Source organism: Aeromonas sp. Y318-1 (assembly GCF_027706125.1).
Lineage (GTDB): Bacteria > Pseudomonadota > Gammaproteobacteria > Enterobacterales > Aeromonadaceae > Aeromonas > Aeromonas hydrophila.
Genome location: NZ_JAPDCM010000005.1, coordinates 67811 through 84570, shown reverse-complemented (window position 1 = coordinate 84570; position 16760 = coordinate 67811). Strand labels below are relative to the sequence as shown.

Below are 16760 nucleotides of genomic sequence, written 5' to 3'. Positions count from 1 at the left end.
AGTCACGCCAGCAGGCCGGATTCGTGCCAGTGGTGCAGTTCGGCCAGCACCCGGGTCTCCCGCACCGTCCACTGGGGGCAAGGGCCCGCCAGCTGGGTCTTGTTGGTCTGCAGCGCCTCGGCCAGCTCGAACCAGCCAGGGGTGAAACCGAGCCTTATCTCGTAGGGCTGGGGCTGGGGTTCGCACCACGCCTCCCCCACCTGACAGAGGTAGTAGAAGGAGCGGATGCAGTAGGCGTCGTAGTCAGCCTCGCGGGCCGGCCGGTACTCCCGCGTCTCGCCGAGCAGGGCACCGACTGCCACCAGCTCGGCGCCGCACTCCTCGCGCAGCTCGCGCGCCAGGGCCGTGCGGTGGCACTCCCCTTGCTCGATGCCGCCACCGGGAAACATCAGATCGCCGTTGACCCGGGAGTGCACCAGCAGCAGTTGGTCGCCACGCAGCACGACGGCCCTGACGGTGACCCGCTCCAGCTGGCGGCCATCTGTGTTGACCCGGCCGTGGGTGAGCCGGATGTCGAAGGGATGCGGCCAGTCGCTGGCCAGAGATTCAATGTGGTTCATCAGGGTTCAGGGACGATAGGTCCCGCTTTTCAGTTGTTCGACCAGGGTGGCGGCCTGGCTGTCCAGGCTCTCCTGCTCTTGCTTGCTCAGGGAGTGATAGAGGCTGAAACGGGTGGCCGACACCTCGGCGGCATTCTGGAACGACTCGCTCACCTTGCCCCACAGATAGGCCTGCCCATACTGCTTCTGGCCCATGTAGAGGGTGCTGAGGGAGGTGAGGATCCGGCCGTTGACCTGCTCCCCTTCCCGGTAGAGAGAGAGGGCGTGCTGCATCAGCGCGATGGCCTTGTGCGGCTCGCTCTTGGCATAGATGCCGCCGAGCGCCAGTTGCAGCTCGGGCTCCTCCAGCACGGGTTGCCCCTCCAGCGCCAGAAACTGCTGGCGAGCCAGCTCGTTGGTGTTGTTGGTCCAGTGCCAGAGCAGCAGGTAGGGATCTGTAGCGTTGCGGGTGGCGGCATCGAGCTGGGCCAGCTGTTCGCCGGCCGCCAGCATCCCCTCCACCCGCGGGCTCTTCTGCTCGCGGGCCCGCTTGTACTCGATGTTGGTGGAGCGTTCGGCGCATTTGAGATAACGCTCCAGGCTGCGCATCAACTCATACTGGCGCCGCTGTGTCCCCTCCGCCTGCAGGTAGTAGCGGGCCCGGATGATATCGCTGCGTTCGTAACGACACCAGCCGTCGTCCACCAGATCCTGACAGAGGGCCGGGTAATTGGCACAGATGTTGTGGATCCTGTCATCGTCACAGGCGGTGAGCAGCAGGCCGAAACAGAGGCCGAACAACAGGGGACAAGCTGGAAAAGGGGTCATGGTTCATATCTTGTTGGTAACAATCGCAGCCTGCCATGGCCACCCTTGGCTAGCAAACAGATTACATATCCATTACAATGCGCGCGCCGTATAAGGCCGCGACTGCAGAATAATATAACGAAATATACACCCCTACACTGATCTGCATTCGACGAATTTCTATTTGCCCCAACAACGTGAAATAAAGGATCTGGTTAATGACCCACGAGCACTACTTGCAAGCGTGGCAGGAGAGCCAGGAGCTCGCCGAAGCCATGCAGCCCTTGATTGGTCGCCTCTACCGACAACAAGGGGTCGAGATCACCCTCTACGGCCGCCCGCTGCAAAACGCCTCCACCATCGATATCCTCAAGGCCCACCGGGTCGTTCGCCGCCACCAGGGAGCCCCCCTCCCAATCCAACAGAGCTTTCCGCTGCTGCAAGCCATCCTGGCCCTGAACCCGACCGCCGCCGAGATCGATCTGGGCAAGCTGGCCGTGGGTTACTGGCAGGATCACCAGGATGAAGCCGGCATCGACGACTACCTGCGTGCCAAGCTGGCACCGGCCCTGGGCCGCGGTGTGCCGGCCCCCACTGACGTGGTGCTGTACGGCTTTGGCCGCATCGGTCGCCTGCTGGCCCGACTGCTGATCGAGCGCACCGGCGCCGCCAACTCCCTGCGGCTGCGCGCCATCGTGGTACGCGGCGGTCGTGACGGAGATCTGGAGAAGCGCGCCAGCCTGCTGCGCCGCGACTCGGTGCACGGCCCCTTCAACGGCTCCATCGAAGTGGATGTGGAACGCAGCGCCATCATCGCCAATGGCACCTTCATTCAGGTGATCTACGCAAACAGTCCGGCCGACATCGACTACACCGCCTACGGCATTCACGATGCGCTGATCGTCGACAACACCGGCGTCTGGCGCGACGAGGCGGGGCTGTCTGAACACCTCAAGGCGCGCGGCGCCGCCCGGGTGCTGCTGACCGCTCCTGGCAAGGGGGAGATGAAGAACGTGGTGTTCGGGGTCAACCACGAGGTGATAGGGCCCGATGACAAGATCATCTCCGCCGCCTCCTGCACCACCAACGCCATCACTCCGGTGCTCAAGGTGATGCAGGACAAGTACGGTATCCGCCACGGCCACGTGGAGACGGTGCACTCCTACACCAACGACCAGAACCTGATCGACAACTATCACAAGGGCGAGCGCCGCGGTCGCAGCGCGGCCCTCAACATGGTGATGACCAGCACCGGCGCCGCCAAGGCGGTGGCCAAGGCGCTGCCCGAGCTCAAGGGCAAGCTGACCGGCAACGCCATCCGGGTGCCCACCCCCAACGTGTCGCTGGCCATCATCAATCTGTCGCTGGAACAGACCACCGATCGGGAGAGCCTCAACGCCTATCTGCAGCAGATGGCGCTGAGCTCGGCCCTGCATCGCCAGATCGACTTCAGTGCCAGCACCGAGCTGGTCTCCTCCGACATGGTGGGCTCGCGTTTTGCGGGCATCGTCGACTCCCAGGCTACCATCGCCGAGGGGGATCACTGCGTGCTCTACGTATGGTATGACAACGAGTTCGGGTACAGTTGTCAGGTAGTGCGGGTGATGGAGCAGATGGCTGGCGCGGTTCGCCAGGATCTGCCGATCTGATCCCGATTCGTCATGGCTCAATGTGCAAGGAGAAGGCCGGATGTCGTTTCAACAAGGTGAGTTTTTGCAAGCAATCAGGCAGATGCCCGCAGAGGTGTACGAGCGCCTCAAGACCGCAGTCGAGCTCGGCAAGTGGCCGGACGGCAAGCCGCTCACCGACGAGCAGAAGGCCACGTCGCTACAGGCTGTGATGGCCTGGCAGGCGATGCACCTCGACAACCCCGAGCACATGAACATCGGCCGTGACGGCGAGATCGTGATGAAGAGCAAGAGCGAGCTCAAGCGTCAGTATCGCGACGAGGAAGAGATAGTGCGGGTCGACCTCAACCACTGAGTCTGACCCACTCGCCACAACGAGAGAGGGGAGCCAATATGGCTCCCCTCTCTTTTTTCCTGACATATCCCCCTCATCCCCGGCCCTTCTCCCGCCAGGGGAGCAGACTCGCAGCTGCGAACAGTAAGCGGGCCACCTGCCGGCGATCTTCATGGCAAACCTCGCCACCTCGATCTATCCCCTCTCCCGCTGGGAGAGGGTTAGGGTGAGGGGGAAACCAGTCAGGGGGTCAGCTCACCACGCAGGGATTGCTGCATCAGCTCGCGGATGCGCGGCGCCGGCAGATCCTGGCTCAGCAGGAAGTGCAGCTTGGTCAGCGCCGCCTCGGCGGTCATGTCGAAGCCCGAGATGACCCCAGCCCGCGACAGCGCATTGCCGGTGGCATAGCCCCCCATGTTGACCTTGCCGTGCAGGCACTGGCTCAGGTTGACGATGATGACGCCGCGGGCCGACGCCTCGGAGAGCAGCGCCAGCATGGCCGGATTCTGCGGCGCATTGCCCACCCCGAACGAGAGCAGGATCAGCGCCCGCACCGGCTGCTGCAGGATGTTGGCGATCACCTCGGCCGAGATACCCGGATAGAGGGTCACCACGCCGATGGGCTGGGGGGTGATGTCGTGCAGCACCAGCGGCCGCTCGGACGGCACGCCCAGCTCGCCCGCTTCCAGCGAGATGGCGATGCCGGCGTTGAGCAGCGGCGGGTAGTTGGGCGAATCGAAGGCGTGGAAGCCATCGGCGTGCACCTTCTTGCTGCGGTTGCCGCGATAGAGCTGGTTGTTGAAGAACAGCGTCACCTCGTGGATCGGGTAGTTGGCCGCGATGTAGAGGGCGTTGAGCAGGTTCTGCTGCCCATCGGAGCGCAGCTCGGCGAGCGGGATCTGGGAGCCGGTGATGATGACCGGCTTGTGCAGATCCTCGAGCATGAAGGAGAGCGCCGAGGCGGTGAACGACATGGTGTCGGTGCCGTGCAGAATGACGAAACCGTCGTACTTGTCGTAGTTGCCTTTAATGTCCTCGGCGATGCGCTGCCAGTCCGCCGGCGTCATGTCGGAAGAGTCGATGAGGGGCGCATATTCGTGAATATGGTAATCCGGCATCTCGGGACGATGGAACTCGGGCATCCGCGCCAGACAGTCTTCCATGAAGCCCGCCATCGGCACATAACCGTGGTCGGAACGCTGCATCCCTATGGTGCCGCCTGTGTAGGCGATGTAGATGGACTTCTTCACACCCTCTCCTCTTTGATGGGCACAACACCCGCGAATCGTGGCTCACACGGAGCGAAACGGCGGCATCGACTGCCCGCCGCGTTCGCCATGGGCCGAAAGCCCGCCCATGATAGCGCGCCGGACCGCCGGCTCACATCCCACCAGTGCCGTCCGGCGGGCCAAAAACCGCCGGATTATAGGGATTGGCGCCCCAAATGACAGCCGGGAAATGGCCTGCGGCCGGTATTAAACGGCGACTAACCCAATAGTGTTAAATGTCACAAGATACATCAAGAGTGACCATTTATCTGACAAATGTGGATATAAGTGGTGCTTTTTGCTACTATCCGCTCGATTTTTCATAAATCTCATCTGGAAGCCTGATCCGTTCAGGCCCGCACCGGTCCCATTTTTACGTGGGGCGGGGGCATGTTGCCCCTTCTTTGTTGGCACCTGAGCCACACTGTTTTTATCCCGGCTGAATCTGTGAGTCTGCATCAACGAAAGACACAGCCAATCAACATGGGAGTACTGAATGCTACAACTTGATTCCTACGCCACCCTGGTCGCAGCCACCCTGGTGTTGCTGCTCGGTCGTTTGCTGGTGACCCGAGTCGGGCTGCTGCGAACCTTCAACATCCCCAAGCCGGTTGCCGGCGGCCTGGTGGTCGCTCTGGTGCTGCTGCTGCTGCGCTCCACCCTGCAGATGGAGCTGCAGTTCGATACCAGCCTGCAAACCCCGCTGATGCTGGCGTTCTTCGCCTCCATCGGTCTCTCCGCCGATCTCGCCAGCCTCAAGCGCGGCGGCAAGGCGGTGCTCACCTTCCTGCTGGTGGTCACCGGTCTGCTGCTGGTGCAAAACAGCCTGGGCGTGGGTCTGGCGACCCTGCTCGGTCTGGATCCCCACATGGGGCTGCTGGCCGGCTCCATCACCCTCTCCGGCGGCCACGGCACCGGGGCGGCCTGGGGCGCCACCTTCACCGAGAAGTACGGGGTGCAATCCGCCGCCGAACTGGCCATCGCCTGTGCCACCTTCGGCCTGGTGCTGGGCGGCCTCATCGGCGGCCCGGTCGCCCGCTATCTGGTGAAAAAGGTGAAGGTACCCGGCGAGGAGCACAACCGGGATGACGCGCCGCAAGGCTTCGAGATGCCGGACATGGAGCGCCCGCTCACCACCTTCAGCCTGATCGAGACCCTGGCGCTGATCGCCATCAGCCTGAAAGGGGGCGAGATGCTCTCCGCCTACCTCAAGGGCGGCGCCTTCGAGCTGCCGGTGTTCGTCTGCGTGCTGTTCGTCGGCGTGCTGCTGCGCAACGTGCTGACCCTGCTGAACTGGCACGAGGTGAGCGACCGCGAAGTCTCCCTGCTCGGCAACGTCAGCCTGTCGCTGTTCCTGGCGATGGCGTTGATGAGCCTGCGACTGTGGGATCTGGCCAACCTGGCGCTGCCCATCTTCGTCCTGCTGGCGGCCCAGACCGTGGCCATGGCGCTCTACGCCATCTTCGTCACCTTCCGGGTGATGGGCAGCAACTACGATGCGGCCGTGCTGGCGGCAGGCCACTGTGGCTTTGGCCTGGGGGCCACCCCCACCGCCATTGCCAACATGCAGGCCATCACCCAGCGCTTCGGCCCCTCTCACCTGGCGTTTCTGGTGGTGCCCATGGTGGGCGCCTTCTTCATCGACATCATCAACGCCATGGTGATCAAGCTGTTCCTGGCACTGCCCTTCCTGTAATTCCTTTCCCGTCAGACGTCTATGAACAGAGCCCACCCCTTGGTGGGCTCTGCCATTGCTGCTCGCGAGCGGCGCCCCCCCACCCTTCATGGCTGCCCGCTGCGAGTCACATAAACAAAAAGCCCCGCACTCGGCAGAGGGCGGGGCTTTGTCACTGCGGCCGTGCTCGCCGCGTTCAAACACTTACAGGATAAAGGTCGAGACCTGCTGGTTCAGATCGGTGGCCCGGCCCTTGAGGCTCTCGGCCTGATCCAGATCGCGCATGGCGGCGGCGGTGATCTCGTCACTCACGTCCTTGATGGCGGTGGTGTTCTGGGTGATCTCGCCAGTCACCTGGGTCTGCTCCTCGGCGGCGGTGGCGATCTGACCCGCCATGTCGGAGATGAGCGACACCGCCTGGGTGATCTCTTCGAGCGCAGCGGCGGCGGCATCGGCGTCTTTCACGCTGTTGTCCGCCAACCCCTGGCTGGTCTGCATCAGGCTCACCGCACGGGCCGTGGTCTGCTGCAGGGTCTCGATGGTGGACTGGATCTCCTGGGTGGAGTCCTGGGTACGGCGTGACAGCACCCGCACCTCGTCCGCCACCACCGCGAAACCGCGACCCTGTTCACCGGCGCGGGCCGCTTCGATGGCGGCGTTCAGCGCCAGCAGGTTGGTCTGCTCGGCGATGCCCTGAATGGTGGAGAGGATGCCGGAGATAGCCTGGGCGTGGCGGCTCAGCTCGCCGATCACCTCGGTCGCCTGCCCCACTTCCTCGGCCAGACCGTTGATGGACTGACGGGTCTGGTTCACCAGCATCTTGCCCTGCTCGCTGCTCTGGGCGGATTGCTGGGCCGCAGCGGCGGTGTTCTCGGCGTTGCCGGCGATCTCCATGGTGGCGCTCGCCATCTCGGTGACGGCGGTAGCGACCATGGTCACCTCCTGCTGCTGGCGCTGCAGCTCGTCCACGGCAGCCTGGTTGGTCACCAGACTGCGCTCGGCATCGGCGTTCAGCTCGTTGGCCAGCTTGCGGATATTGCCGATCAGCTGGTGCTGGCTGCCGACGAAGCGGTTGAAGCTGTTGGCCAGCTGACCCACTTCGTCGTTGGTGTCGATCTTGATGCGCTGGGTCAGATCGCCGTTACCGTCGGCGATGCGCGCCAGGGCCTGAGAGACCTTGCTGAGCGGGCCGAGCAGCATGCTGACCAGCCAGGAGATGGCGAGGATGCTGCCCACCAGCACCAGCAGGGCCAGGCCGAGCTGGGTCATCAGCAGGGAAGAGAGCGGCGCCTCCAGGGTCTCTTTGTCCAGCACCAGTACCAGCTCCCAGTCGGTATTGGGGATGTCCACCGCCCACAGCAGCTTGTCACGCCCTTCGTTGTCGAAGTAGGCCGGCACCAGGCTGTTGCTGGTCTTGCTCTGCTCGATCAGGGCATTGGTCAGATCGTTGTCGATCTCGGTGGCCGGTTTCATCGCCTTGGCGGCGTCCTTGTAGGCGATGACGGTGCCGTCTTTGTGCATCATGATGGCGAAACCGTCGGCCGGCAGCTTCATCTTGGTGACGTCTTCCACCAGCGAGGCGATGGAGAGGTCGCCGCCGACCACGCCGCCCTGAGCCGGCTGGGCCAGGGTCACCACCATGATGTTGTAGGCCACATCCAGATAGGGTTTGGTCACGATCAGGCCGCCCTTGCTCATCGCTTCCTGATACCAGCCACGGGAGCGGGGATCGTAACCGTCACGGTTGATGGAGGGATCGGAGTCGTTCATCTTGCCGCCGCTCTCGCCAAAATAGGTGAGCTGGAAGCGACCGGAGACTTGCGCCTGTTGCAGGGCGTTGAGGGGTTCGGCACCGGCCTTGTTGCCGAGCGCCTGAATGACGTCGCGACGAGCCGCGAGCCAATCACTGACACTGGCCGCCTGCTGGCTGCCGAGGCGTTGTACCTGTTCCTGACTGCCTTGCAGCAACAGGGACTTCTGGCTGGTATAGCTCTGCCAGGAGAGCAGCAGGATCACCAGCGACAGGGCGATCACCACCGACAACAGTATCTTCTGCTTGAGTGATAGGTTTTTCATCATGCGTTCTTCTTATGAGGTCAGGAACAGGATTTCCCAAAAAGTGCACAGCACTGCGTAGTTATTAACGACCCGTCGGCGCAAAACTAAACCGGAAAATGGGCCGGCGGGCGATATTTTCCACCGAGTTGGGGAAAACTGCACCAGAAATTGACTACGAGGCACGCACAAGGACAGCCGACCCTGTTTATTCCTTCCACAATTGGCTAGAATATCCCGTTTTTAAATCACATCGACCCCGAGAGTTTTCACGATGTTTGAAGTCAATCCTGTATTAAACAAGCTTAAGGAGCTGTCTGAGAGGACCGAGCTGCTTAGGGGGTACCTTTGACTATGACGCCAAGAAAGAGCGTCTAGAAGAGGTCAACGCCGAGCTGGAACAGCCGGACGTCTGGAATGAACCCGAGCGCGCACAGGCGCTGGGCAAGGAGCGCGTGGCGCTGGAAAACGTGGTCGGCACCATCGACACCCTGACCCAGGGCGCCGACGACGTGGCCATGCTGGTCGAGCTGGCCGTGGAAGGTGAAGACGAAGACACCTTCAACGAAGCCGTGGCCGAAGCCGACGTGCTGGAAACCAAGCTGGTGGATCTCGAGTTCCGCCGCATGTTCTCCGGTCAGCACGATCCCTCCGACTGCTACATCGACATCCAGTCCGGCTCCGGTGGTACCGAAGCGCAGGATTGGGCCAACATGGTCCTGCGCATGTACCTGCGCTGGGGCGATGCCCACGGCTACAAGCCCGAGCTGATTGAATGCTCTGAAGGCGACGTGGCCGGCATCAAGTCCGCCACCATCAAGTTCACCGGTGAGTATGCCTTCGGCTGGCTGCGTACCGAGACCGGCGTCCACCGTCTGGTGCGCAAATCCCCGTTCGATTCCGGTGGCCGTCGCCACACCTCGTTCTGCTCGGTGTTCGTCTACCCCGAGATCGACGATGACATCGACATCGAGATCAACCCGGCCGACCTGCGTATCGACGTCTACCGTGCCTCCGGCGCCGGTGGTCAGCACGTCAACCGGACCGAATCCGCGGTACGTATTACCCACATTCCTACTGGGGTCGTGGTACAGTGCCAGAACGATCGTTCCCAGCACAAAAACAAAGATCAGTGTATGAAGCAGCTGAAGGCCAAGCTCTACGAGCTGGAAATTCAGAAGCAGAATGCCGAGAAGCAAGCCCTCGAAGAGACCAAGTCCGATATCGGCTGGGGCAGCCAGATCCGTTCCTATGTGCTGGATGATGCGCGCATCAAGGATCTACGTACCGGCGTCGAAACCCGCAACACCCAGGCGGTACTCGACGGCGACTTGGACAAGTTTATCGAAGCTAGCCTGAAATCAGGCCTGTAAAAAAACAGAACAGCAGGAATCACCATGTCTGAACAAACCACTACTCCGGAAGTCGACCAAACTCTCGATCTGAACAACGAGATGCAGGAGCGTCGTTCCAAGCTGGCCGCCTTGCGCGCCCAGGGCAACCCCTTCCCCAACGACTTCCGTCGTGACAACCTCTCCGGCGATCTGCACGCCGAGTTTGGTGACAAGAGCGCCGACGAACTGGCCGCACTGGGTAAACGGGTGAAGATTGCCGGTCGCATCATGACCCGCCGGATCATGGGCAAGGCATCTTTCGCCACCCTGCAGGACATGGCTGGCAAGATCCAGGTCTACGTCACCCGTGACGACCTGCCGGAAGGCTTCTACAACGAGCAGTTCAAGAAGTGGGATCTGGGCGACATCGTGGGTGTCGAAGGTACCCTGTTCCGCACCAACACAGGCGAACTCTCCGTTCATGTCTCCGACATTCGCCTGCTGACCAAGGCCCTGCGCCCGCTGCCCGAGAAGCACAAAGGTCTGACCGACCAGGAAGCCCGCTGCCGTCAGCGTTACCTGGATCTGATCGCCAACGAAGAGTCCCGCAAGACCTTCGTGACCCGTACCAAGGTCGTGGCCGGTATCCGCAAGTTCCTGAACGACAAGCGCTTCATGGAAGTGGAAACCCCCATGATGCAGGTCATCCCGGGTGGCGCCTCTGCCCGTCCGTTCATCACCCACCACAATGCGCTGGACATCGACATGTACCTGCGTATCGCTCCGGAACTCTATCTGAAGCGCCTGGTGGTCGGTGGTTTCGAGCGTGTCTACGAGATCAACCGCAACTTCCGTAACGAAGGTATCTCCGTTCGCCATAACCCCGAGTTCACCATGCTCGAGTTCTATATGGCCTACGCCGACTACATCGATCTGATGGATCTCACCGAAGAGATGCTGCGCACCCTGGCTCAAGACATCCTGGGCGACACCAAGATCCGTTACGCCAAAGAGGGCGAAGAGGGTCTGACCATCGATTTCGGTCAGCCGTTCCAGCGTCTCTCCATGGTTGACTCCATCCTGAAGTACAACCCGGATGTGACCCGTGACGATCTGGCGACCCTGGAGAAGGCCACCGCCGTCGCCAAGCGCCTGCACATCGAGCTGATGAAGAGCTGGGAACTGGGCCACGTGATCACCGCGATCTTCGAAGAGACCGTGGAGCACATGCTGCTGCAGCCGACCTTCATCACCGAGTACCCGGCCGCCGTCTCTCCGCTGGCCCGTCGCAACGACCAGAACCCGGACGTTACCGACCGCTTCGAATTCTTCATCGGCGGCCGCGAGCTGGCCAACGGCTTCTCCGAGCTGAACGATGCGGAAGATCAGGCCGAGCGCTTCCAGGCTCAGGTTGACCAGAAAGCCGCAGGCGATGACGAAGCCATGTTCTACGACGCCGACTTCGTGACCGCGCTGGAACACGGTCTGCCGCCGACTGCCGGTCAGGGTATCGGTATCGACCGTCTGGTGATGCTGTTCACCAACAGCCACACCATCCGCGACGTCATCCTGTTCCCGGCTCTGCGTCCACAAAAGTAAGAGCCGAAGAAACAGGGCCGCAGCAGCACAGCTGCCGTCCATCGCAATCAAAACGCCCCGCAACCGCGGGGCGTTTTTTTATGGCAGGCACAAACCGCTGACGAACCTTCAATACGCCGCCAGCTTGTCGCTTATGAGGCCGGTGGCAGCAGCCACTCCCCCTGCCACAAGGTGACGGCCTGACCGGCCATCAGCACCCTATTATCCTGCAGTTCTAGCCGCAGCTCCCCGCCCCTTGCCGAGATCTGGCGGGCCCGCAGCTGCCGTTTGCCGAGCCGCTCGCCCCAGAAGGGCACCAGGGCGCAGTGGTTGGAGCCGGTCACCGGATCTTCATCCACCCCGACCCAGGGGGCGAAGTAGCGGGAGACGAAGTCATGGTCCGGGTCGCTCGAGGGCGCCGTCACCATCAGGCCTCGGCCTGGCAGCGCGCGCAGGGCCTGAAAATCTGGGGTAAGCGCACGAACCTCCTCCTCGCTGGCCAGCGCCAGCAAGAACTTGGCGCCAGCCGCCAGGGTTTGCAGCGGCTGGCAACCGACCGCGGCCGCATAGGCCGGATCCAGAACGAGCGGCGCCGTGGCAATGCGCGGAAAATCGAGCCAGAGCCACGCCCCTTCGCGCCGGGCCAGCAGCTCGCCGCTGCGGGTCTCGAAGTGGATGACCTCATCCCCGGCCACCGCCCCCGTCTGCCACAACACGTGGGCCGCTGCCAGGGTGCCGTGACCACAGAGATCCACTTCCAGCTCGGGGGTGAACCAGCGCAACTGGTAGCGGGCATGGCCAAGGGGCACCAGAAAGGCGGTCTCCGACAGGTTGAACTCGGCCGCCATGGCCAGCAGGGTAGCATCCGGCTGGCTCGGCCCCAGCGCCACTACCGCCGGGTTGCCGCCAAAGGGCTGCTGGCTGAAGGCATTGACATGAAACAGGCTGATGGTCGACATTCACGCTTCCTGTGTGGGTAATACGGGTTCATTCATCGCCCTTTATACCATGAGAGCCCTGTCGACCTGAGTCGCGTTGCGCCCCTCTCCATCACCGTTTTAATGCAGTAATGGAATAAAAAAGACATTTTTATTCTTTGTTGTTATCCATCACACCCCTTAACCTGACCAAAAATCAGACCATGGAAGACGTGTGTGATGCAATTGAAGGACTCCCTGACCAACCTGACTCCCCTCTCCGACGAGCAGCAGCGACAGCTGAGCCAGGCGCTATCGACCCTCAACACCCAGCAACTGGCCTGGGTCAGCGGTTATCTCTACGGTCTCTCCCAGGCGGGCAGCCAGCCGGCCGTGACCGGCGCAGCCGCCACTGCCCCCAGCGGCAATCTGACCATTCTCTACGGCTCCCAGACCGGCAACGCCAAGGGCGTGGCCAGCGCCATCAAGGCGCAGGCCGAGGCCCGTGGCCTGCCGGTGACCCTCACCTCCATGGCGGACTACAAACCCAAGCAGCTCAAGAAAGAGACCCATCTGCTGGTGGTAGTGAGCACTTACGGGGAGGGTGAACCGCCGGAGAGCGCAGTCGATCTGTTCGAGCAGCTCAAGAAGGGCAAGGTCGGCAAGCTGGAAGGGCTCAAGTTCGCCGTGCTGGGGCTGGGTGACAGCTCCTATGAATTTTTCTGCCAGACCGGCAAGGACTTTGACAGCCTGCTGACCAAGGCTGGCGCCGATCGGGTGCATGAGCTCGCCAGCCTGGACGTGGATTATCAGGATGCCGCCAAGGCGTGGGGTGAACAGGCGCTCAATGCCATTGCCGCCACCCTCTCCACCGGCCCTGCCAACAGCAGCGTGGCCAGCGCGGTACAGCAGGCGGTCGGCCACAGCCAGTACAGCAAGGAGAACCCCTTCCCGGCCAGGCTCTTGGTCAACCAGAAGATCACTGGCCGCGACTCGACCAAGGATATCCGCCACATCGAGATCAGCCTGGAAGAGTCCGGCATCCGCTACCAGCCGGGCGATGCCCTCGGCATCTGGTTTGACAACGACCCCGCACTGGTGAACGAGGTGCTGGCGCTGGCCGGTCTCTCCGGCGACGAGGCCACCGCCCGCGGCAGCCTGCGCGAAGTGCTCAGCCGCGAGCTGGAGCTGACCCGCTTGCACGGCGGCTTCATCACCGGTCTTGCCGAGATCTCTGGCAATGCGGCGCTGAAAGATCTGGCCGGCGACAAGGCCCAGGTCAACGCCCTGGTGGCCTCTGCCCAGGTGGTGGATGTATTGAAACGCTTCCCGACCGAGCTCACTGCCGAACAGCTGCTGGGTCTGCTGCGCCCGCTCACCCCGCGCCTCTACTCCATCGCCTCCAGCCAGAGCGAGGTGGAAGATGAGGTGCACCTGACCGTTGGGGTGGTGCGCTACCCGCAGGAAGACGGCACGGTGCGCAGCGGCGCCGCCTCCTCTTACCTGGCGGATCGGCTGGCCGAAGATGGCGAGGTGCGGGTATTCGTCGAGCACAACGACAACTTCCGCCTGCCGCCAAACCCCGACACCCCCGTCATCATGGTGGGGCCGGGTACCGGCATTGCCCCGTTTCGCGCCTTCCTGCAGGAGCGCGAGGCCCAGGGGGCCGAAGGCAACAACTGGCTGTTCTTCGGCAACCCGCACTTCACCCAGGATTTCCTCTATCAGGTGGAGTGGCAGCGTTATGTGAAGAGCGGGTTGCTCAACAAGATCTCGCTGGCCTTCAGCCGGGATCAGGCCGAGAAGGTCTACGTACAGCATCGCCTGCGGGAGGCGGGCCAGGAGCTCTACCAGTGGCTGGAAGCAGGCGCTCACTTCTATGTGTGCGGCGATGCCAACCAGATGGCGAAAGATGTGCAGGAAGCCCTGCTGGATGTGATTGCGGAACATGGCCACAAGAGCCGTGAGGAAGCAGAAGAGTATTTGAGCGAATTGCGTCGTGCCAAACGTTATCAAAGGGATGTCTATTGATGAGCAAGCAACTGATTCCAGGGCCGGTGGAAGGACCGCTGGCCGACAACGAACGCCTGAAACGCGAGAGCGATCATCTGCGCGGCACCATAGCGCAGGATCTCACAGACCCGCTCACCGGCGGCTTCAACGGCGACAACTTCCAGCTGATCCGCTTTCACGGCATGTACCAGCAGGATGACCGCGACATCCGCCCGGAGCGCACCGCCCAGAAGCTGGAGCCGCTGCACAACGTCATGCTGCGCGCCCGCCTGCCCGGCGGCATCATCACCCCGGCCCAGTGGCAGGTGATCGACAAGTTCGCCGAAGAGCACAGCCTGTACGGCAGCATCCGCCTGACTACCCGCCAGACCTTCCAGTTCCACGGGGTGCTCAAGCGCGACATCAAGATGATGCACCAGACCCTCAACAGCACCGGCATCGACAGCATAGCCACCGCTGGCGACGTGAACCGCAACGTGCTCTGCACCAGCAACCCGGTGGAGTCCGAGCTGCACCAGGAGGCCTACGAGTGGGCCAAGAAGATCTCCGAGCACCTGCTGCCCAAGACCCGCGCCTACGTGGAGATCTGGCTGGACGGCGAGAAGCTGGGGGGTGACGAAGAGCCGATCCTGGGTTCCAACTACCTGCCGCGCAAGTTCAAGACCACTGTGGTGATCCCGCCCCACAACGACGTGGACATCCACGCCAACGATCTCAACTTCGTGGCCATCAGTGATCACGGCAAGCTGGTGGGCTTCAACGTGCTGGTGGGCGGGGGTCTGGCCATGACCCACGGCGACACCAGCACCTACCCGCGCAAGGCGAGCGATTTCGGCTTCGTGCCGCTCTCCCATGTGCTGGAAGTGGCGGCCGCCGTGGTCAGCACCCAGCGCGACTGGGGCAACCGGGTCAACCGCAAGAACGCCAAGACCAAGTACACCCTTGAGCGCGTCGGCGTCGAGGCCTTCAAGGCCGAGGTGGAGAGCCGCGCCAGCATCCAGTTCGGACCGGTACGCCCCTATGAGTTTACCAGCCGTGGCGATCGCTTCGGTTGGGTAGAGGGGATCGACGGCAAGCACCACCTGACCCTGTTCATCGAGAACGGCCGCCTGCTGGACTTCCCGGGCAAGCCCCTCAAGACCGGCATGCTGGAGATCGCCAAGGTCCATCAGGGGGATTTTCGCCTCACTGCCAACCAGAACCTCATCATCGCGGGCGTGCCTGCCGGCGAGAAGGCCCGCATCGAAGCGCTGGCGCGTCAGTACGGCCTGCAGGATGACGGCGTGAGCGAGCAGCGCAAGCAGTCCATGGCCTGTGTGGCCCTGCCCACCTGCCCACTGGCAATGGCCGAGGCCGAGCGCATGCTGCCGGCGTTTGTCACTGACATCGAGGGGCTGCTGGCCAAACACGCTCTGGCCGATGACGCCATCATCTTCCGGGTCACCGGCTGCCCCAACGGCTGCGGCCGCGCCATGCTGGCGGAGGTGGGTCTGGTGGGCAAGGCGCCGGGGCGCTACAACCTGCATCTGGGTGGCAACCTCGAGGGGACCCGCATCCCGCGCCTGCACCTGGAGAACATCACCGAGCCGCAGATCCTGGCCGAGCTGGATGCCCTGATCGGTCGCTGGGCCAAGGATCGCAACGCGGGCGAGTGCTTCGGCGACTTCGTCATCCGCGCCGGCATCATAGCCCCGGTCATCGACTCCGCGAGGGACTTCTATGCAGCCTGATCAGACCGATACAGCCCGGCTGGCGCGTACCGCCGACGGCCGGCTCGACCTCGACGCCCTGCTGGCCTTGAGTCGCGAGGAGCAGGTCGAGGCGCTGGCCCCCCTCAACCGGCAGCTGGATGCCATCAGCGCCCCCGAGCGGGTGCGCTGGGCCCTGGCCAACCTGCCGGGGGAGCATGTGCTGTCATCGAGCTTCGGCATCCAGGCGGCGCTGATGCTGCACCTGGTGAGCCGCGAGCGGGCCGATGTGCCTGTGGTGCTGACCGATACCGGTTATCTCTTCCCCGAGACCTACCGCTTTATCGACGAGCTGACCGAGCGGCTCGCGCTCAACCTCAAAATCTACCGGGCCGAGCTCACTCCGGCCTGGCAGGAGGCCCGCTTCGGCCTCCTGTGGGAGCAGGGGGTGGAGGGGATCACCCGCTACAACCAGCTCAACAAGGTGGAGCCGATGGACCGCGCCCTGAACGAGCTGGGTGCCCGCACCTGGTTCTCGGGCCTGCGCCGGGAGCAGTCCGGCAGCCGGGGCAAGCTGCCGGTGCTGGCCATCCAGCGCGGCCGCTTCAAGTTCCTGCCGGTGATCGACTGGAGCAACAAGGACGTCTTCTACTACTTCAAGGAGTTCGACCTGCCCTACCACCCGCTGTGGGAGCAGGGTTACCTGTCGGTGGGCGACGTGCACACCACCACCAAGTGGGAGCCTGGCATGAGCGAGGAGCAGACCCGCTTCTTCGGCCTCAAGCGCGAGTGCGGCCTGCACGAGGAGAACGGCGAGAACGACGGCTCCGGCATCTGAGCCAGAGGGCCCGCCCGCACGGCGCCCATAAAAAACGCCCGGCAACTGCCGGGCGTTTTAATTTGCGCAAAGAGCGAGCTACCGCC

13 protein-coding genes are annotated in these 16760 nt (G+C 62.9%); 8 read left to right on the top strand and 5 right to left on the bottom strand.

The genetic code is table 11. From position 1 onward, the window contains the following. Positions 1-2: 2 nt before the first annotated feature. Positions 3-560, bottom strand: a complete 558-nt coding sequence (locus OKB87_RS09205; RefSeq protein WP_270827210.1) for an NUDIX domain-containing protein — start codon at positions 558-560, stop codon at positions 3-5. A gap of 6 nt (positions 561-566) precedes the next feature. After that, positions 567-1367: a DUF2989 domain-containing protein gene (locus OKB87_RS09200; protein ID WP_270827209.1), complete on the bottom strand. Its 801-nt coding sequence runs from the start codon at positions 1365-1367 to the stop codon at positions 567-569. A 197-nt stretch (positions 1368-1564) separates the two neighbouring features. Between OKB87_RS09200 and OKB87_RS09195 the strand changes: the two genes are divergently transcribed. Then, positions 1565-2995 carry a glyceraldehyde-3-phosphate dehydrogenase gene (locus OKB87_RS09195; protein WP_270827208.1) on the top strand — a complete coding sequence of 477 codons (1431 nt, stop codon included), beginning with the start codon at positions 1565-1567 and terminating at the stop codon, positions 2993-2995. A 40-nt stretch (positions 2996-3035) separates the two neighbouring features. Beyond that, the gene (locus tag OKB87_RS09190; RefSeq protein ID WP_011707127.1) at positions 3036-3329 is read left to right on the top strand and encodes a YeaC family protein; all 294 of its coding nucleotides are present in this window, start codon (positions 3036-3038) and stop codon (positions 3327-3329) included. A 221-nt stretch (positions 3330-3550) separates the two neighbouring features. On the opposite strand, the gene ansA is transcribed toward OKB87_RS09190, so the two are convergent. Then, a complete protein-coding gene (ansA, locus tag OKB87_RS09185; RefSeq protein WP_011707130.1) occupies positions 3551-4558 on the bottom strand; it encodes an asparaginase in 1008 nt (335 codons plus the stop codon). A gap of 514 nt (positions 4559-5072) precedes the next feature. Between ansA and gltS the strand changes: the two genes are divergently transcribed. After that, entirely contained in the window at positions 5073-6272 is a 1200-nt protein-coding gene (gltS, locus tag OKB87_RS09180) for a sodium/glutamate symporter (RefSeq protein WP_016351764.1), read from the top strand. A 183-nt stretch (positions 6273-6455) separates the two neighbouring features. Here gltS and OKB87_RS09175 read toward each other — a convergent pair whose 3' ends face one another. After that, on the bottom strand, positions 6456-8327 hold the full coding sequence (locus tag OKB87_RS09175; RefSeq protein ID WP_017409325.1) for a methyl-accepting chemotaxis protein: 1872 nt from the start codon (positions 8325-8327) through the stop codon (positions 6456-6458). 253 nt (positions 8328-8580) lie between these two features. Here OKB87_RS09175 and prfB point away from each other — a divergent pair. Together prfB and lysS are read left to right on the top strand one after the other, a co-directional pair. Further along, positions 8581-9679 (top strand): peptide chain release factor 2 gene (prfB, locus tag OKB87_RS09170; RefSeq protein WP_011707133.1). Its coding sequence is split into 2 segments (ribosomal slippage): positions 8581-8655 and positions 8657-9679, totalling 1098 coding nucleotides; the frame shifts between segments, so codons are not numbered across the junction. 24 nt (positions 9680-9703) lie between these two features. After that, positions 9704-11239 (top strand): lysine--tRNA ligase, encoded by a 1536-nt coding sequence (gene lysS / locus OKB87_RS09165; RefSeq protein WP_270827206.1) that lies wholly within the window; start codon positions 9704-9706, stop codon positions 11237-11239. A 131-nt stretch (positions 11240-11370) separates the two neighbouring features. On the opposite strand, the gene OKB87_RS09160 is transcribed toward lysS, so the two are convergent. After that, positions 11371-12177, bottom strand: a complete 807-nt coding sequence (locus OKB87_RS09160) for a PhzF family phenazine biosynthesis protein (protein WP_270827205.1) — start codon at positions 12175-12177, stop codon at positions 11371-11373. Between the two features lie 198 nt (positions 12178-12375). Between OKB87_RS09160 and OKB87_RS09155 the strand changes: the two genes are divergently transcribed. Genes OKB87_RS09155 through OKB87_RS09145 form a run of 3 tightly spaced genes read left to right on the top strand, consistent with a single transcriptional unit; the run spans position 12376 to position 16674 of the window. Continuing rightward, complete coding sequence (locus OKB87_RS09155; protein ID WP_270827343.1) at positions 12376-14166, top strand: assimilatory sulfite reductase (NADPH) flavoprotein subunit; 1791 nt, start codon at positions 12376-12378, stop codon at positions 14164-14166. Then, positions 14166-15878, top strand: coding sequence for an assimilatory sulfite reductase (NADPH) hemoprotein subunit (gene cysI / locus OKB87_RS09150; protein ID WP_270827204.1), 1713 nt, complete (start codon positions 14166-14168; stop codon positions 15876-15878). The genes OKB87_RS09155 and cysI overlap by 1 nt, the downstream gene beginning before the upstream one ends. Beyond that, positions 15868-16674: a phosphoadenylyl-sulfate reductase gene (locus tag OKB87_RS09145; protein WP_118880605.1), complete on the top strand. Its 807-nt coding sequence runs from the start codon at positions 15868-15870 to the stop codon at positions 16672-16674. The genes cysI and OKB87_RS09145 overlap by 11 nt, the downstream gene beginning before the upstream one ends. The last annotated feature ends 86 nt before the right edge of the window (positions 16675-16760 follow it).